Raw genomic sequence first — 18,163 nt, 5'->3', positions numbered from 1 at the left:
GCGCTCTTCGTGCTTTCAAATTCTATAGGTGCTTTTGGTCATGACCTTGGCCAACAGGCTCATGCCGAACCTCACCGGCGCAGGGAAGCGAAAGCCGCCGGCATCCAGCGCGCTTTCTGCGTGATGCTCTTCGTCGATGCGCATCTGCTCGAGAATGGCCCGGGACTTTTGGTCCTCGGCCGGCAGCTGTTCAAGGTGTTCGTCCAGGTGCTTGCACACCTGATGCTCGGTTGCCGCGACAAAACCCAGGCTGACCTTGTCGCTGATCAGGCCGGCAGCGGCGCCAATCCCGAACGACAAGCCATAAAACACTGGGTTCAGCACACTGGGATGACTGCCCAACTGGCGAATGCGTTGTTCGCACCAAGCCAGGTGGTCGATCTCTTCCTCGGCCGCATGCTCCATCGCCGCGCGTATCTGCGGCAACTTGGCGGTCAGGGCCTGGCCCTGGTACAACGCCTGGGCACAGACTTCGCCGGTATGGTTGATACGCATCAGGCCGGCCACGTGGCGGGTCTCGCTCTCGCTCATCTGCGCGTCCGGCTGCACGATAGCCGGTGACGGGCGGTACGGTTGGCCGCTGAATGGCAGCAGCGTACGCATGGCTGTGTCGGCTTGCAGTAACAGACGGTCAATCGGCGAGTAGTGACGTTGGGTAGTCATGCTGACCTCCGGAAAGAATCTCGGCGGCCAGTTTACCGCAAGAGAGGACGGCGCGTTTGCGCTGAGTCAATTTGCCCCGGTGCACTCAGCCCGGCGGCCAGTTCATCTGGCGCTGACCCAGCACGTGCATATGGATGTGGTACACGGTTTGCCCGCCGTCTTCGTTGCAGTTCATCACCACGCGAAAGCCTTTCTCGCAGCCTTGCTCCACCGCCAGGCGTTGGGCGGTGAACAGAATATGGCCAGCCAGGGCTTTATCGTCCTCGGTCAGGTCGTTGAGGGTGCGAATGTGCTTTTTCGGGATGACCAGAAAATGCACCGGCGCCTGCGGGGCGATATCGTGAAAAGCCAGTACCTGGTCATCTTCATAGATGATGTTCGCAGGTATTTCTCGATTGATGATCTTGGTGAACAGAGTATCCACAGCTGTTTCTCCATGGTGAACGAGAGGGTGAGTGTACTGGGGTGCTCAACGCGGGCAATAGGCCTTATTGATCGCACCGGCAATTTTTCGGGTAAGCCAGCGTGGGCTAAAGCGCGGGCTGAAGGCGAGCCAGCGATTGCGACGCCCCGGAATGATGATCGCCTTGTTCTTCTCCAGCGCACGCACGGTGAAGAGCGCGACTTCTTCGGCACTCATCAACTGCTGGCTGCGGTCGAGTTTTGCAGTGTCCATTTGCGCGGTGCCGAAGAAAGCGGTGCGCGTGGGCCCTGGGCAAAGCACCGAAACCTTGATGCCACAAGTCTTGAGCTCCTCGCGCAGGCCTTCGGAAAAATGCAGTACATAGGCTTTGCTCGCGTAGTAACTGCTCATCCACGGGCCCGGCTGGAAGGCGGCAATCGAAGCGACGTTGAGAATCTGCCCGCCGCCATGCAGCGCCATGGCATTGCCCAAGGCGTGACACATGCGGGTCAGGGCGAGAATGTTGACTTCGATCAGGTCCTGCTCGGTCATCCAGTCCTGGGCCAGGAACGGCCCACTGGTGCCGATACCGGCGCAGTTGACCAGCAGGTCGATCTGCCGCTCACCCTCTTCGAGTTCCAGCAAAAAGCCCGATAACCGCAGTGGCTCGCCCAGGTCACAGGCACGGAACAGCACCTCGACGCCGAAACGTTGAGTTAATTCGGTTGCAATGCTTTCCAACTGATCACGCTGGCGGGCCACCAGGATCAAGCTGCGGCCACGTCGGGCCAGGGCTTCGGCCAAAGCCAGGCCGATACCACTGGAGGCACCGGTGATCAGAGCGTAACGGGTCATGCCTTTCTCCATCGCAACGCCGCCGTGCCTGTGACAGAGGCATCACAGGCACCGGCGTTTCCTCACTGTTCTGGAGAGTCTACAGGTTCAGCCGCGTCGTCAGCACTTGGCGCAGCTTCTTGCTCATCGATGACGCTTTGATCGGCATCTTCATCGGTGGTGATGGAGCTGCTTTCATAGCCGCTGCCCATGTTGGCTTCGAGTTGATCCAGGTAGCCGTTCATGCCCAGGGTCACCACGACGATGAGCATCAATGGGATGAACGCCAGCCACAACGAAGCGAGGATTTTAACCGCTGTGGAGTTGCGCGGTGGAGGTGCGCCGTACTGGTTGGCGCCGGTGTTGCCTGGCAATACCAACAGCAACAGAGGGAAAATGCTGTTCACCAGCGGAACCAGGTTCAGCAGGTACAGCCAGCCAGACCAGCCCAGGTCGTGCAGGCGCTGCACGCCGATTTGCACGCTGACGACCACGAGTGCGACAAACAGCGCGAAGCCCAGCAACGAGCCGAGAATGATCGCGACCGTCGGCGAAGCAGTGGCCACGGCGAAACCCACGGTACTGATGATCCCGCCAGCTACCAGCATCGCGACGGTCAGTGCGAGCGTCCAGGCGAGGTAGCGCAGGCGGCCGATACGCCCGTGGATAGTGAAGACCTTGAGCGTGGAGTACTCCGGCAAGTCATCGCCGACGGCGGCGCGTGGTGGTGCATAAGGCGATGCAGCGGAGTTTGAATAGTCCGAGGCAGAGGAGCCTGTTTCGTGGGTTTCGGCAAGGTTGAACGCTACGGGTTGTTCGGCTTCGATGCGCGCGTCGACCCCTGCGTTTTTCAACGCGGTGAGGTAGGTTTCGGCGTCCGGACGCGAGAGGTCGCGTTTGAGCGCGACCGGGCGGCCGGTGAAGAGTTTCTCAATGGCTTCGACGTCGCTCTTGAACAGCTCGGCCAGGTTCAGCTTGGCCGTGGTGCTTTCGACACCCGGGAGCAAGGTTCCATCAAACACGATCTTGAAACGGTTGTCGCTCATGCGGGCATCCTTGGCACTTGTTTCAGGGAGGTTGTGCAGGCCGGCTCACTTGGCAGGCCTGGCATCTGGGTCAACGTGGCCAGCGCAATTGTGCTGCGTCTTCGCGTGCCTGGCGGTATTGCGCGCCCAGGCGTGCGACGAGTTCATCCACGCCGGGTAAATCAGTGATCTCACCGACGCCTTGGCCGGCAGACCATACAGTCTTCCATGCTTTGGCCTCATCGCTCAACGGTTTGAGCTTGGAGCCGAAGTTGACCTCACCTTTTCCTTGAAGGGCAGCGAGATCAAAGCCGGCATTTTCCAGGCTCTGGCGCATGAAGCTTGCGGGCACGCCGGACACAGCCGGAGTGTGCACGATGTCGGCGGCGCGCGCTGTGAGCAGCATCTCTTTATACGCATCCGGTGCATGGCTTTCGGTGGTACCGATAAAGCGTGTGCCGAGATACGCCAGGTCCGCGCCGAGCAGTTGCGCGGCGAGAATTTCCCGACCGTGGTTGAGACAGCCGGCGAGCAGCAGGGTTTTGTCGAAGAACTGGCGTATCTCGGCAATCAGCGCAAAGGGACTCCAGGTGCCGGCGTGACCCCCTGCGCCGGCGGCGACCGCGATCAATCCATCGACGCCCGCTTCAGCGGCTTTTTCGGCATGACGACGGGTGGTGACGTCGTGAAACACCAGGCCACCGTAGCTGTGCACTGCATCGACCAACTCCTTCACGGCACCAAGGCTGGTGATGACGATGGGCACTTGGTGCTCGACGCAGAGGGCCAAGTCGGCTTCAAGCCGTGGGTTGCTGTTGTGCGCGATCAGATTGACGGCATAGGGGGCGGGGTTATCCAGCTGCGCCAGGCCTGCTTCGATTTCCTCCAGCCAGGCCTTGAAGCCGCTGCTTTCGCGCTGGTTGAGTGCCGGGAAGCTGCCGACCACCCCGTTGCGGCAGCAGGCCAGCACCAGTTGCGGGTTTGAGATCAGGAACATGGGGGCAGCCACCACGGGCAGGCGCAGGCGTTGTTCAAGCAGGGCGGGCAGCGACATTGGAGGTTCCCCCGAGTAATTGAAGTTAAAACGGTTTGACCACGACCAGAATTACGATTGCCAGCAATATCAGGACCGGCACTTCATTGAACCAGCGATAAAAGACATGGCTGCGGCTGTTTTCACCACGGGCGAAGCGCTTTACCTGCGCGCCGCACATGTGGTGATAGCCGATCAACAGGACGACCAGGGTGAGCTTGGCGTGGATCCACGCGCCCGATTGGAAAATACCGGGGTTAAGCACCAGCAACCAGATGCCGAAGACCAGCGTGGCGACCATCGCCGGGCCCATGATGCCGCGATACAGCTTGCGCTCCATGACGCTGAAGCGCTCCTTGCTGACGGTGTCCTCGCTTTGGGCGTGGTAGACAAACAGGCGTGGCAGGTAGAACAGCCCGGCAAACCAGCACACGATGCTGACGATATGGAAGGCTTTGACCCATAGATAAAGCATTTTTAGTTATTCCCAGGTTCACGGTAGCGAAGATAGTAGTAGCTCAAGCGCCCGTACGTCACGTTGGCGGTTGTCGCAGGACGATACGGCCCCTATTATCGACGGCTTTCCAGTGGTTCGTTGAGGGCAGGTTTATGGTCAAGGTCGGTATCGTCGGCGGCACGGGTTACACCGGTGTCGAATTGCTGCGTCTGTTGGCTCAGCATCCGCAGGCTGAGGTGGTGGTCATCACTTCACGCTCCGAGGCGGGCCTGGCCGTGGCCGATATGTACCCGAACCTGCGAGGCCACTACGACGGCCTGGCCTTCAGCGTGCCGGACATCAAGACACTGGGTGCCTGTGACGTGGTGTTCTTCGCCACGCCTCACGGGGTCGCGCATGCATTGGCCGGTGAACTGTTGGCGGCGGGCACCAAGGTGATCGATCTGTCCGCGGACTTCCGCCTGCAGGATGCCGATGAGTGGGCCAAATGGTACGGCCAGCCTCACGGCGCGCCAGAGTTGCTGGAAGAAGCGGTGTACGGCTTGCCGGAAGTCAATCGTGAGCAGATCAGGCAGGCCCGCCTGATTGCGGTGCCGGGTTGTTATCCGACGGCGACTCAGCTGGGTTTCCTGCCGTTGCTGGAAGCAGGCCTGGCGGACGCCTCGCGTTTGATCGCGGACTGCAAGTCCGGTGTCAGCGGCGCCGGTCGCGGTGCTGCGGTAGGTTCGCTGTATTCCGAGACGTCGGAAAGCATGAAGGCGTATGCGGTCAAAGGGCATCGTCATTTGCCTGAGATCCGTCAGGGGCTGCGCCGCGCTGCGGGTAAGGACGTGGGCCTGACCTTCGTCCCGCACCTGACGCCGATGATCCGTGGGATTCACTCCACCTTGTACGCGGCGGTTGTCGATCGGTCGGTTGACCTGCAGGCATTGTTCGAAAAGCGTTATGCCAATGAGCCGTTCGTCGACGTGATGCCGGCGGGCAGCCATCCGGAAACCCGCAGTGTGCGCGGCGCCAACGTGTGCCGGATTGCGGTGCATCGTCCGCAGGACGGCGACCTGGTGGTGGTGCTGTCGGTGATCGACAACCTGGTCAAGGGCGCGTCGGGCCAGGCGGTGCAGAATATGAACATCCTGTTTGGCCTGGATGAGAAGCTCGGCCTGTCCCACGCAGGGATGCTGCCTTAAAGCAGCGGCAAGCTTCAAGTTGTCAGCGGCAAGCGTGTAGCTTAAGGCTTGAAGCTTGCCGCTGCTCCGCATAATAGTTGACCGCTTTTCTAGGAGAAGCGGATAATGCTCGCTATTACGCATATGACGGCGCTACGCCGGGAGATTATCAGCATGAGCGTTGAATCCTTCACCCCCACGGCTTTGCAATTCACCCACGGTGCTGCGCACAAGGTGAAGAGCCTGGTCGATGAAGAGGGTAATGATCGCTTGAAGCTGCGCGTATTTGTTACGGGCGGCGGTTGTTCAGGGTTTCAGTACGGTTTTACCTTCGATGAAGATGTGGCCGACGATGACACCATCGTTGAGCGCGAGGGCGTGAGCCTGGTGGTGGATCCGATGAGCTTCCAGTACCTGGCAGGGGCTGAAGTGGATTATCAGGAAGGGCTGGAAGGGTCGCGTTTCGTGATCAAGAACCCCAACGCCACGACTACCTGTGGTTGCGGGTCTTCGTTCTCGATCTGATCGAACGCCTGACCTGCACGGATAAAGAACGCCGCTTGGCTTTGATTAACCAAGCGGCGTTGTGCTGTCTGGGGATCAGGCGGGGTAGATCGCGCCCAGCACCCGCAGCCCGCGAGCACCGGTGACGCTCGGACGGTTCGCGGCGATGCCTTCCAGGCAGCAATGGGCCAGCCAGGCGAAGGCCATGGCTTCCACCCAGTCCGGGTCTACGCCATAGGTGGCTGTGCTACTGACCTGGGTGGACGGTAGCAGTGCAGCCAGTCGATTCATCAGTGTCCCGTTATGGGCGCCACCGCCGCAGACCAGCAGGGTGTCGGTCTGGTGTTGAGCGCTTTGCAGGGATTCGACGATGGTCAGGGCGGTCAGCTCGAGCAATGTGGCTTGCACATCCTCGGGAAGAAACGCCGGCAACCCGCCGAGATGGTGCTGCAGCCAGTTCAGGTTGAACACTTCTCTTCCGGTACTTTTCGGCCCTTTGGTCGCGAAAAAAGCATCGCTGAGCAGCGTGTTGAGTAACTGCGGCTGAACCTTGCCACTGGCTGCCCATTGCCCGTCACGATCAAACGGCTCGCCGCGTTGATGATCAATCCACGCGTCCAGCAAGACATTGCCCGGGCCGCAGTCAAAGCCCGATACAGGTTTGCCGGTTTCTATCAGGCTCAGGTTGCTGAAACCACCGACATTCAGCACGGCACGGTTGCCGGCACGTTCACCGAACAGCGCCTCGTGAAAGGCCGGTACCAAGGGCGCGCCCTGGCCACCTGCGGCGACGTCGCGGCTGCGGAAGTCGCTGACCACCGTGATGCCCGTCAGCTCGGCGAGCAATGCCGGGTTGCCGATCTGTACCGTAAAGCCCCGGGCGGGTTCATGGCGGATGGTCTGCCCATGGCTGCCAATCGCACGGATGTCATGAGAGGTGAGGTTTTGCCGGGCCAGCAAGGCGTGGATGCCTTGGGCGGCGAGTGTTACCCAGGACTGTTGGGCGATGGCCGAGCGGGCAATCTCATCCGCCCCGCTGGCGCACAGGCTGAGTAGCTCGGCGCGCAGCGTGGCAGGCATGGGGGTGTAGTGGGTGGCGATCAGGTTGAGCGTCGAATCCTGCTCGATGAGGGCAATGTCCAGGCCATCGAGGCTGGTCCCGGACATCACACCTATATAGCGCGGCATACCTTAACGCTTCGCCGAAGCCAGCAGGGTGGAGCGTTCCTGATCCATGCGGGCCATCAACGGTTGGCTTTGCTGCATAAAGCGCGCTCGCTCTGCCTTGGCGATGGGGTCGGCCATCGGCAGCTTCTGGCCCAGTGGATCAACGTGGACACCGTTGACCTGGAATTCATAGTGCAAGTGCGGCCCGGTGGACAGGCCAGTCGTGCCGATATAGCCGATCACTTGGCCCTGCTTCACGTTTCCACCGGTTTTCACGCCCTTGGCGAACCCTTGCATGTGGCCATACAGCGTGCGGTAGGTATTGCCGTGCTGGATGATCACCGTGTTGCCGTAACCACCGCGACGCCCGGCCAACAGGACCTTGCCGTCGCCGGCTGCCTTGATTGGCGTGCCACGCGGAGCGGCGTAGTCGACACCTTTGTGGGCGCGGATTTTGTTCAGAATTGGATGCTTGCGACCCATGGAGAAACGCGAGCTAATACGGGCGAAGTCCACCGGTGTACGGATGAACGCCTTGCGCATGCTGTTGCCGTCAGCCGTGTAGTAGCTGCTGTTGCCCTGTTTGTTGGTGTAGCGCACGGCGGTGTAGGTCTTGCCACGGTTTGTGAAGCGCGCAGAGAGAATATTGCCGGTGCCGACTACTTTGCCATTGGCGACTTTCTGTTCGTAGATCACATCGAATTCGTCACCCTGGCGTATGTCCTGGGCGAAGTCGATGTCGTAGCCAAATACGCTGGCCATGTCCATGGTCATGCTGTGGGACAGGCCGGCACGGGCGGCGGATTGCGACAGCGAGCTGTTGATCACGCCGTGTACGTAGGCAGAACGCATGACCGGCTTGGTGGTGATGCGATTGAAGGCAAAACCCTTGGCGCTTTTGCTCAGGCTGATGCTTTCCAGGTCGCTGATAGTGGTGTGCAGGTTATTCAGTTGGCCGTCGGGCGTCAGTTCGAATTCAAGCTTCTGGCCATGTTTGAGCTGGGTGAACTGCTTGGCTTGCTTATCGGTGGCGAGGACGTCATTGACGGTGGCGGCGGGCAATCCGACCTTTTCGAACAGTGTTGACAGTGTGTCACCTTTGCTCACGATCACTTCGCGATGCTGGGCGTTCTTGGGCGCGACGGCTGCGGGCTTGTCCTGAGCAGCGTTTTGAGTCTCTTGCGGGGTGTCTTCAATCTGCGCGAACGGAGACTCGGTCGGGGTATTTGTGGCTTGTTGCGCGTCGGAAGCGTCTTGATCTTGTGTCAGTTGCTCAACGGGACTTTCCAGGTCAAGGCTTAGGGATGTTCGTTTGGCTTCTACGTCACTGGAAGGGAATACCAGGAGTGCCAGGCTGAGAAGGGCGGCGATACCACTTGCGGCGAGCAGGTGGGTCTTCGGGTAAAGCGGCGGCGCTTTAGACGGTTCAGTGGTCATAAGTATTTTGACTTTGAAGATGAAATGGAAAAGATGAATGACATGATGAAGATGAAATAACTGTATAAAATATAACCAAATCATCTGTGGCGCAAGCTCGCGAATGCTGGGCTTGCGCAATGGTGTCCGTTCACAGGGCAAAACTTGTAATTAGTCCCTGATCTTGTATGGTTGGTTCCCTTTTGAATCTGAGCCTTGCGGGTCTGTTATGAAGTCGGTTGAAGAGCAGCTAGCGCTGATAAAACGTGGTGCGGAAGAACTGTTGGTCGAGGCCGAGCTGATAGAAAAGCTCAAGCGTGGCCAGCCCCTGCGTATCAAGGCAGGCTTTGACCCTACCGCGCCGGACCTGCACCTTGGCCATACCGTGCTTATTAATAAGCTGCGTCAGTTCCAGGACTTGGGGCATCAGGTCATCTTCCTTATTGGTGACTTCACCGGGATGATCGGCGACCCGAGCGGCAAGAGCGCAACGCGCCCACCGCTGACGCGCGAGCAGGTTCTCGACAATGCCGAGACCTACAAGACCCAAGTGTTCAAAATCCTTGATCCGGCCAAAACCGAGGTGGCTTTCAATTCCACCTGGATGGACCAGATGGGGCCGGCGGATTTCATTCGCCTGACGTCGCAGTACACCGTCGCACGCATGCTTGAGCGTGATGACTTCGACAAGCGCTACTCCACCAATCAGCCGATCGCGATCCATGAGTTTCTTTACCCGCTGGTCCAGGGGTATGACTCGGTGGCTTTGCGTGCGGATGTTGAGCTGGGCGGGACGGATCAGAAGTTCAACCTGTTGATGGGGCGTGAGCTGCAGCGCGCCTATGGGCAGGAAGCGCAGTGCATTCTGACCATGCCGTTGCTGGAGGGTTTGGACGGCGTCAAGAAGATGTCCAAGTCCCTGGGTAATTATGTGGGTATCCAGGAAGCGCCGGGCGTGATGTACGGCAAGCTGGTTTCCATTCCGGATTCGTTGATGTGGCGTTACTTCGAATTGCTGAGCTTTCGCTCGATGGATGAGATCAATGCGTTGCGTGCTGATGTGGAGGCGGGTGCCAACCCGCGTGATGTGAAGATCAAGCTGGCCGAAGAGATCGTGGCGCGCTTTCATGGTGAAGAGGCTGCGGCCAACGCTCACCGTGCGGCGGGCAATCGCATGAAGGATGGCGAGTTGCCGGACGACCTGCCGGAGATCGAATTGACTGCGGCTGAGGCGATGCCGATCGCGGCAGTCCTTAATAAGGCAGGGTTGGTGAAGAACTCTGCGGTGGCGCGTGACCTGCTCGGTTCGGGTGGTGTGCGCATAGATGGTGAAGTGGTCGATCGCACTTTTATATACGAGCTGGGCGCTACCCACGTTTGCCAGGCGGGGAAGAAGGCATTTGCGCGTATTACGCTCAAATCCGAATAAGTCTCTAATTAGGGGTTGACGGCGAATTATATCTCTCTATAATTCGCCCCACTTCCGGCGCAGTCGAAACGGAAAACTCCTTGGTAAACAATGAGTTAAGTAGGTTTCGACAGCAGGCCGCTTCAGTTCATCGAAGCCAAAAGGAAGTTGAAAAAGAGGTGTTGACAGCAGCGTGTAACGCTGTAGAATTCGCCTCCCGCTTACGAGAGATCGCAAGCGCAAGTGGTTGAAGTTGTTGAAGAAATCTTCGAAAACTTCTGAAAATAACCACTTGACAGCAAATGAGGCTGCTGTAGAATGCGCGCCTCGGTTGAGACGAAACATCTTAACCAACCGCTCTTTAACAACTGAATCAAGCAATTCGTGTGGGTGCTTGTGGAGTCAGACTGATAGTCAACAAGATTATCAGCATCACAAGTTACTCCGCGAGAAATCAAAGAATAACCAACGATTGCTGAGCCAAGTTTAGGGTTTCTTAAAAACCCAAAGATGTTTGAACTGAAGAGTTTGATCATGGCTCAGATTGAACGCTGGCGGCAGGCCTAACACATGCAAGTCGAGCGGTAGAGAGAAGCTTGCTTCTCTTGAGAGCGGCGGACGGGTGAGTAAAGCCTAGGAATCTGCCTGGTAGTGGGGGATAACGTCCGGAAACGGACGCTAATACCGCATACGTCCTACGGGAGAAAGCAGGGGACCTTCGGGCCTTGCGCTATCAGATGAGCCTAGGTCGGATTAGCTAGTTGGTGAGGTAATGGCTCACCAAGGCGACGATCCGTAACTGGTCTGAGAGGATGATCAGTCACACTGGAACTGAGACACGGTCCAGACTCCTACGGGAGGCAGCAGTGGGGAATATTGGACAATGGGCGAAAGCCTGATCCAGCCATGCCGCGTGTGTGAAGAAGGTCTTCGGATTGTAAAGCACTTTAAGTTGGGAGGAAGGGCAGTTACCTAATACGTGATTGTTTTGACGTTACCGACAGAATAAGCACCGGCTAACTCTGTGCCAGCAGCCGCGGTAATACAGAGGGTGCAAGCGTTAATCGGAATTACTGGGCGTAAAGCGCGCGTAGGTGGTTTGTTAAGTTGGATGTGAAATCCCCGGGCTCAACCTGGGAACTGCATTCAAAACTGACTGACTAGAGTGTGGTAGAGGGTGGTGGAATTTCCTGTGTAGCGGTGAAATGCGTAGATATAGGAAGGAACACCAGTGGCGAAGGCGACCACCTGGACCAACACTGACACTGAGGTGCGAAAGCGTGGGGAGCAAACAGGATTAGATACCCTGGTAGTCCACGCCGTAAACGATGTCAACTAGCCGTTGGGAGCCTTGAGCTCTTAGTGGCGCAGCTAACGCATTAAGTTGACCGCCTGGGGAGTACGGCCGCAAGGTTAAAACTCAAATGAATTGACGGGGGCCCGCACAAGCGGTGGAGCATGTGGTTTAATTCGAAGCAACGCGAAGAACCTTACCAGGCCTTGACATCCAATGAACTTTCTAGAGATAGATTGGTGCCTTCGGGAACATTGAGACAGGTGCTGCATGGCTGTCGTCAGCTCGTGTCGTGAGATGTTGGGTTAAGTCCCGTAACGAGCGCAACCCTTGTCCTTAGTTACCAGCACGTTATGGTGGGCACTCTAAGGAGACTGCCGGTGACAAACCGGAGGAAGGTGGGGATGACGTCAAGTCATCATGGCCCTTACGGCCTGGGCTACACACGTGCTACAATGGTCGGTACAGAGGGTTGCCAAGCCGCGAGGTGGAGCTAATCCCACAAAACCGATCGTAGTCCGGATCGCAGTCTGCAACTCGACTGCGTGAAGTCGGAATCGCTAGTAATCGCGAATCAGAATGTCGCGGTGAATACGTTCCCGGGCCTTGTACACACCGCCCGTCACACCATGGGAGTGGGTTGCACCAGAAGTAGCTAGTCTAACCTTCGGGAGGACGGTTACCACGGTGTGATTCATGACTGGGGTGAAGTCGTAACAAGGTAGCCGTAGGGGAACCTGCGGCTGGATCACCTCCTTAATCGACGACATCAGCTGCTCCATAAGTTCCCACACGAATTGCTTGATTCATTGAAGAAGACGATAGAAGCAGCTTTAAGCTCCAAGCTGATAGCTCTTAGCTAATCAGTTACGCGCTCGAAATTGGGTCTGTAGCTCAGTTGGTTAGAGCGCACCCCTGATAAGGGTGAGGTCGGCAGTTCGAATCTGCCCAGACCCACCAATTTTGTTATGGGGCCATAGCTCAGCTGGGAGAGCGCCTGCCTTGCACGCAGGAGGTCAACGGTTCGATCCCGTTTGGCTCCACCACTACTGCTTCTGTTTGTAGAAAGCTTAGAAATGAGCATTCCATCGTTGTGATGGTGAATGTTGATTTCTAGTCTTTGACTAGTTCGTTCTTTAAAAATTTGGGTATGTGATAGAAAGATAGACTGAACGTTACTTTCACTGGTAACGGCTCAGGCTAAGGTAAAATTTGTGAGTTCTCTTAACGAGAAATTCGAATTTTCGGCGAATGTTGTCTTCACAGTATAACCAGATTGCTTGGGGTTATATGGTCAAGTGAAGAAGCGCATACGGTGGATGCCTTGGCAGTCAGAGGCGATGAAAGACGTGGTAGCCTGCGAAAAGCTTCGGGGAGTCGGCAAACAGACTTTGATCCGGAGATGTCTGAATGGGGGAACCCAGCCATCATAAGATGGTTATCTTACGCTGAATACATAGGCGTAAGAGGCGAACCAGGGGAACTGAAACATCTAAGTACCCTGAGGAAAAGAAATCAACCGAGATTCCCTTAGTAGTGGCGAGCGAACGGGGACTAGCCCTTAAGTGGCTTTGAGATTAGCGGAACGCTCTGGAAAGTGCGGCCATAGTGGGTGATAGCCCTGTACGCGAAAATCTCTTAGTCATGAAATCGAGTAGGACGGAGCACGAGAAACTTTGTCTGAATATGGGGGGACCATCCTCCAAGGCTAAATACTACTGACTGACCGATAGTGAACTAGTACCGTGAGGGAAAGGCGAAAAGAACCCCGGAGAGGGGAGTGAAATAGATCCTGAAACCGTATGCGTACAAGCAGTGGGAGCCCACTTTGTTGGGTGACTGCGTACCTTTTGTATAATGGGTCAGCGACTTATTTTCAGTGGCGAGCTTAACCGAATAGGGGAGGCGTAGCGAAAGCGAGTCTTAATAGGGCGTCTAGTCGCTGGGAATAGACCCGAAACCGGGCGATCTATCCATGGGCAGGTTGAAGGTTGGGTAACACTAACTGGAGGACCGAACCGACTACCGTTGAAAAGTTAGCGGATGACCTGTGGATCGGAGTGAAAGGCTAATCAAGCTCGGAGATAGCTGGTTCTCCTCGAAAGCTATTTAGGTAGCGCCTCATGTATCACTGTAGGGGGTAGAGCACTGTTTCGGCTAGGGGGTCATCCCGACTTACCAAACCGATGCAAACTCCGAATACCTACAAGTGCCGAGCATGGGAGACACACGGCGGGTGCTAACGTCCGTCGTGAAAAGGGAAACAACCCAGACCGTCAGCTAAGGTCCCAAAGTTATGGTTAAGTGGGAAACGATGTGGGAAGGCTTAGACAGCTAGGAGGTTGGCTTAGAAGCAGCCACCCTTTAAAGAAAGCGTAATAGCTCACTAGTCGAGTCGGCCTGCGCGGAAGATGTAACGGGGCTCAAACCATACACCGAAGCTACGGGTATCACGTAAGTGATGCGGTAGAGGAGCGTTCTGTAAGCCTGTGAAGGTGAGTTGAGAAGCTTGCTGGAGGTATCAGAAGTGCGAATGCTGACATGAGTAACGACAATGGGTGTGAAAAACACCCACGCCGAAAGACCAAGGTTTCCTGCGCAACGTTAATCGACGCAGGGTTAGTCGGTCCCTAAGGCGAGGCTGAAAAGCGTAGTCGATGGAAAACAGGTTAATATTCCTGTACTTCTGGTTATTGCGATGGAGGGACGGAGAAGGCTAGGCCAGCTTGGCGTTGGTTGTCCAAGTTTAAGGTGGTAGGCTGGAATCTTAGGTAAATCCGGGATTCTAAGGCCGAGAGCTGATGACGAGTCATCTTTTAGATGACGAAGTGGTTGATGCCATGCTTCCAAGAAAAGCTTCTAAGCTTCAGGTAACCAGGAACCGTACCCCAAACCGACACAGGTGGTTGGGTAGAGAATACCAAGGCGCTTGAGAGAACTCGGGTGAAGGAACTAGGCAAAATGGCACCGTAACTTCGGGAGAAGGTGCGCCGGTGAGGGTGAAGGACTTGCTCCGTAAGCTCATGCCGGTCGAAGATACCAGGCCGCTGCGACTGTTTATTAAAAACACAGCACTCTGCAAACACGAAAGTGGACGTATAGGGTGTGACGCCTGCCCGGTGCCGGAAGGTTAATTGATGGGGTTAGCTAACGCGAAGCTCTTGATCGAAGCCCCGGTAAACGGCGGCCGTAACTATAACGGTCCTAAGGTAGCGAAATTCCTTGTCGGGTAAGTTCCGACCTGCACGAATGGCGTAACGATGGCGGCGCTGTCTCCACCCGAGACTCAGTGAAATTGAAATCGCTGTGAAGATGCAGTGTATCCGCGGCTAGACGGAAAGACCCCGTGAACCTTTACTATAGCTTTGCACTGGACTTTGAATTTGCTTGTGTAGGATAGGTGGGAGGCTTTGAAGCGTGGACGCCAGTCTGCGTGGAGCCAACCTTGAAATACCACCCTGGCAACTTTGAGGTTCTAACTCAGGTCCGTTATCCGGATCGAGGACAGTGTATGGTGGGTAGTTTGACTGGGGCGGTCTCCTCCTAAAGAGTAACGGAGGAGTACGAAGGTGCGCTCAGACCGGTCGGAAATCGGTCGTAGAGTATAAAGGCAAAAGCGCGCTTGACTGCGAGACAGACACGTCGAGCAGGTACGAAAGTAGGTCTTAGTGATCCGGTGGTTCTGTATGGAAGGGCCATCGCTCAACGGATAAAAGGTACTCCGGGGATAACAGGCTGATACCGCCCAAGAGTTCATATCGACGGCGGTGTTTGGCACCTCGATGTCGGCTCATCACATCCTGGGGCTGAAGCCGGTCCCAAGGGTATGGCTGTTCGCCATTTAAAGTGGTACGCGAGCTGGGTTTAGAACGTCGTGAGACAGTTCGGTCCCTATCTGCCGTGGACGTTTGAGATTTGAGAGGGGCTGCTCCTAGTACGAGAGGACCGGAGTGGACGAACCTCTGGTGTTCCGGTTGTCACGCCAGTGGCATTGCCGGGTAGCTATGTTCGGAATAGATAACCGCTGAAAGCATCTAAGCGGGAAACTAGCCTCAAGATGAGATCTCACTGGAACCTTGAGTTCCCTGAAGGGCCGTCGAAGACTACGACGTTGATAGGTTGGGTGTGTAAGCGCTGTGAGGCGTTGAGCTAACCAATACTAATTGCCCGTGAGGCTTGACCATATAACACCCAAGCAATTTGACTACTCTAACGAGCATCAGATTGCGGTGTGTGAAGACGAGATGAACCGAAAGTTCGACGCTCACAAAACACCGATTGCTGTCACATACCCAATTTGCTGAAGCGAGGCCATGTGGTCACGACTCAGTACCCGAATTTCTTGACGACCATAGAGCATTGGAACCACCTGATCCCATCCCGAACTCAGCAGTGAAACGATGCATCGCCGATGGTAGTGTGGGGTTTCCCCATGTGAGAGTAGGTCATCGTCAAGATTAAATTCCAGAACCCCTGTTTGCTAACGCAAACAGGGGTTTTGTTTTGGGCGCTTGAAAAGCATGAAGAGCGTTCACTGCGGCTTGGCGAAGGCGGCCTTTCTATGCAATGCCTCTTCGCATGGCTATCATGCGTGCCTTATTGTGAGGCGATACCTGCATGCTTACGCTGTTAGAACTTCTGAAAGATGGCCGATTCCATTCCGGAGAGGCGCTGGGTGCCGTCCTGGGCGTTAGTCGCAGTGCCGTGTGGAAGCAGCTTCAGCTTCTTGAGGCTGAATTGAATCTACCTATTCATAAGGTGCGTGGTAAGGGGTACCAGTTAGCGTCGCCACTGGTGTTTCTGAATGCTGAAGGGATTACGCGAAGTGCACCGTCGTTGTCCTGGCCCATCCATATCTACGACTCGATTGATTCCACCAACGCAGAGGCGTTGCGCATGGTTGATGTCGCGCGGGCTGTGCCTTTCCTGGTATTAGCTGAGCAGCAAATGGCTGGGCGCGGTAGGCGCGGCCGAAAGTGGGTCAGCCCGTTCGCCCAAAACATCTATTACAGCCTGGTACTGCGTATTGAGGATGGCCTCCGGCAACTGGAAGGGCTAAGTCTTGTTGTTGGCTTGGCGGTCATTCAGGCTCTGCGAGAGTCAGGTGTTCAGGATGCCGTCTTGAAATGGCCCAATGACGTATTGGTCGGGCGCAAGAAAATCGCGGGGATATTGCTGGAGTTGATTGGGGATCCGGCGGATATCTGTCACGTGGTAATCGGTATCGGGATCAATGTGAACATGCAGAGAGCTGCTGAGGTTGATCAGCAATGGACATCGATGCAGCTCGAGACAGGATCTGCTGCTGATCGTAATGCTCTGGTGGCCCAGGTTAGCCTGCAACTGCAGCGCTACCTCGATCGGCACAGGGTATCTGGCTTTGCGGCCCTCCAGGAGGAGTGGGAGCAAAATCATGCGTGGCAAGGGCGCGCGGTATCACTTATCGCGGGTGTGAATCGTGTTGATGGAGTGGTGCTCGGTGTTGATCGTCAAGGAGCGTTGCGCCTGGACGTAGACGGTGTCGAAAAAACATACAGCGGTGGTGAGTTAAGCCTGAGGTTGCGTGATGATTCTTGAGCTCGACTGTGGGAATAGCTTTATCAAATGGCGAGTGCTGAATATCGACAGGGTGAGCGCCTTTGCGGAGGGCGTGGTCGGTTCGAATGTGGCATTGATTGAGAGTTTGAATGCGGTGCCGGACATGGCGCTGACGCGTTGCCGACTGGTGAGTGTTCGCGCCCTGGAGGAAACGGACAAGCTGGTCGAGACATTGATTGACGCTTTTGGCATTACTGTCTCGTGTGCCACGTCGGCGGTGGAAATGGCGGGCGTTCGCAATGGCTATGAGGACTTCGAGCGGCTTGGTCTGGACCGTTGGCTGGCAATCCTTGGAGGGTACAAGCTAGCGTCCGGTCCTTGCCTGGTGTTGGATTTTGGGACGGCGGCGACTGCAGATTTCATTGATGCCGATGGCAAGCATTTGGGAGGCTTCATTTGTCCTGGCCTGCCGCTCATGCGCAACCAGCTGCGTACCCATACGCGCAAGATACGCTACGACGATGCGTCCGCTGAGCGCGCTCTGGAGCGCCTGTCGCCTGGGCGTACAACGGTCGAGGCGGTCGAGCGTGGCTGTACGCTGATGCTGAGAGGGTTTGTGCTCACCCAGATCGAGCTCGCCAGGCGTTATTGGGGGGATGACTTCACGGTATTCCTGACTGGCGGAGATGCTGACCTGGTCTTTGACGCTGTGCCGCAGGCACGGCTTGTGCCGGATCTGGTATTTATTGGCCTGGCAATGGCGTGCCCTTTGCCCTGAGGTGCTTATGCGTTGGTTGTTTCTGCTTCTACTGATTCTTAATGTCTTCTATTACATATGGCATCAGCAAGAGGCGCCGTTGCGCGCCAAGGATGTCACTCCTCTGAGTCTTTATCGTGGCTCCCAGCAGGATATAAAACTGCTGAGTGAATCTTCCGATTCGGTGGCTCGCAGGGATCGTGCGAAATCGTCCGACACGCAAAATACCTGCTTGTACATTGGCGGGTTTGCCGATCAGCGCCAGGCGCAATCCTTGGAACAGCGCCTCACGAGCCTGGATATAAAGGTCAAGGTCCAATTGCTGAGCATGCCTGAAGCAACCGGTTATTGGCTCCGAGTGTCCCCTGAAAGCAGGCGCCTGGCGGATGATCTGCCCTTTGAAAACCTTGCTAAGGAATTCAATGAGTTAAAACATAAAATAATGCTGTGCGAAGGCATTGCAACTCTCCAATAGTTTGCATAGAATGGCGCCCGCTT

The 18,163-nt window shown here is 56.2% G+C and carries 14 protein-coding genes, 2 tRNA genes and 3 rRNA genes; 11 read left to right on the top strand and 8 right to left on the bottom strand.

All coding sequences use genetic code 11. From position 1 onward, the window contains the following. Positions 1–15 precede the first annotated feature (15 nt). The 6 genes from coq7 to hemJ all read right to left on the bottom strand — a co-directional run bounded on the left by coq7 (position 16) and on the right by hemJ (position 4,433). Entirely contained in the window at positions 16–663 is a 648-nt protein-coding gene (gene coq7, locus BOP93_RS24295; protein ID WP_104504892.1) for a 2-polyprenyl-3-methyl-6-methoxy-1,4-benzoquinone monooxygenase, read from the bottom strand. An 85-nt stretch (positions 664–748) separates the two neighbouring features. Then, positions 749–1,087, bottom strand: a complete 339-nt coding sequence (locus tag BOP93_RS24290; protein ID WP_104504891.1) for a histidine triad nucleotide-binding protein — start codon at positions 1,085–1,087, stop codon at positions 749–751. 45 nt (positions 1,088–1,132) lie between these two features. Beyond that, positions 1,133–1,921, bottom strand: coding sequence for an SDR family NAD(P)-dependent oxidoreductase (locus BOP93_RS24285; RefSeq protein WP_104504890.1), 789 nt, complete (start codon positions 1,919–1,921; stop codon positions 1,133–1,135). Positions 1,922–1,983: 62 nt separating this feature from the next. Then, complete coding sequence (locus tag BOP93_RS24280) at positions 1,984–2,946, bottom strand: DUF805 domain-containing protein (protein ID WP_104504889.1); 963 nt, start codon at positions 2,944–2,946, stop codon at positions 1,984–1,986. Between the two features lie 70 nt (positions 2,947–3,016). After that, a complete protein-coding gene (locus BOP93_RS24275; RefSeq protein WP_104504888.1) occupies positions 3,017–3,979 on the bottom strand; it encodes an NAD(P)H-dependent flavin oxidoreductase in 963 nt (320 codons plus the stop codon). Positions 3,980–4,004: 25 nt separating this feature from the next. Further along, positions 4,005–4,433, bottom strand: coding sequence for a protoporphyrinogen oxidase HemJ (gene hemJ, locus BOP93_RS24270; protein ID WP_065894214.1), 429 nt, complete (start codon positions 4,431–4,433; stop codon positions 4,005–4,007). Between the two features lie 134 nt (positions 4,434–4,567). Here hemJ and argC point away from each other — a divergent pair, with 134 nt between their 5' ends. Together argC and erpA are read left to right on the top strand one after the other, a co-directional pair. Continuing rightward, positions 4,568–5,602, top strand: a complete 1,035-nt coding sequence (gene argC, locus BOP93_RS24265) for an N-acetyl-gamma-glutamyl-phosphate reductase (protein WP_104504887.1) — start codon at positions 4,568–4,570, stop codon at positions 5,600–5,602. Positions 5,603–5,755: 153 nt separating this feature from the next. Then, positions 5,756–6,106, top strand: a complete 351-nt coding sequence (erpA, locus tag BOP93_RS24260; protein WP_003176443.1) for an iron-sulfur cluster insertion protein ErpA — start codon at positions 5,756–5,758, stop codon at positions 6,104–6,106. A gap of 75 nt (positions 6,107–6,181) precedes the next feature. On the opposite strand, the gene BOP93_RS24255 is transcribed toward erpA, so the two are convergent. Together BOP93_RS24255 and BOP93_RS24250 are read right to left on the bottom strand one after the other, a co-directional pair. Continuing rightward, positions 6,182–7,273, bottom strand: coding sequence for an anhydro-N-acetylmuramic acid kinase (locus tag BOP93_RS24255; RefSeq protein WP_104504886.1), 1,092 nt, complete (start codon positions 7,271–7,273; stop codon positions 6,182–6,184). A gap of 3 nt (positions 7,274–7,276) precedes the next feature. Continuing rightward, positions 7,277–8,689, bottom strand: coding sequence for a peptidoglycan DD-metalloendopeptidase family protein (locus tag BOP93_RS24250; RefSeq protein WP_104504885.1), 1,413 nt, complete (start codon positions 8,687–8,689; stop codon positions 7,277–7,279). A 208-nt stretch (positions 8,690–8,897) separates the two neighbouring features. Between BOP93_RS24250 and tyrS the strand changes: the two genes are divergently transcribed. The 9 genes from tyrS to BOP93_RS24200 all read left to right on the top strand — a co-directional run bounded on the left by tyrS (position 8,898) and on the right by BOP93_RS24200 (position 18,140). Continuing rightward, a complete protein-coding gene (gene tyrS / locus BOP93_RS24240; protein ID WP_065885537.1) occupies positions 8,898–10,097 on the top strand; it encodes a tyrosine--tRNA ligase in 1,200 nt (399 codons plus the stop codon). Between the two features lie 495 nt (positions 10,098–10,592). Continuing rightward, positions 10,593–12,129, top strand: a 16S ribosomal RNA gene (locus BOP93_RS24235). Positions 12,130–12,253: 124 nt separating this feature from the next. Further along, positions 12,254–12,330 (top strand) — tRNA-Ile (locus BOP93_RS24230). Positions 12,331–12,340: 10 nt separating this feature from the next. Continuing rightward, positions 12,341–12,416 (top strand) — tRNA-Ala (locus BOP93_RS24225). Between the two features lie 246 nt (positions 12,417–12,662). Further along, positions 12,663–15,554, top strand: a 23S ribosomal RNA gene (locus BOP93_RS24220). Positions 15,555–15,711: 157 nt separating this feature from the next. Beyond that, positions 15,712–15,827: ribosomal RNA gene (gene rrf, locus BOP93_RS24215) — 5S ribosomal RNA — on the top strand. Together the 16S, 23S and 5S rRNA genes with 2 tRNA genes alongside form the textbook arrangement of a ribosomal RNA operon. Positions 15,828–15,987: 160 nt before the next feature. After that, positions 15,988–16,947: a bifunctional biotin--[acetyl-CoA-carboxylase] ligase/biotin operon repressor BirA gene (birA, locus tag BOP93_RS24210; RefSeq protein WP_104504884.1), complete on the top strand. Its 960-nt coding sequence runs from the start codon at positions 15,988–15,990 to the stop codon at positions 16,945–16,947. Next, on the top strand, positions 16,937–17,686 hold the full coding sequence (locus BOP93_RS24205; protein ID WP_104504883.1) for a pantothenate kinase: 750 nt from the start codon (positions 16,937–16,939) through the stop codon (positions 17,684–17,686). Before birA ends, BOP93_RS24205 begins: the two co-directional genes overlap by 11 nt. 7 nt (positions 17,687–17,693) lie before the next feature. Continuing rightward, complete coding sequence (locus BOP93_RS24200; protein WP_104504882.1) at positions 17,694–18,140, top strand: hypothetical protein; 447 nt, start codon at positions 17,694–17,696, stop codon at positions 18,138–18,140. Positions 18,141–18,163 lie beyond the last annotated feature (23 nt).

This window comes from Pseudomonas orientalis (genome assembly GCF_002934065.1).
In the GTDB taxonomy this organism is placed as follows: Bacteria; Pseudomonadota; Gammaproteobacteria; order Pseudomonadales; family Pseudomonadaceae; genus Aquipseudomonas; species Aquipseudomonas orientalis_A.
This window is presented reverse-complemented; position numbering and strand designations above follow the sequence as displayed.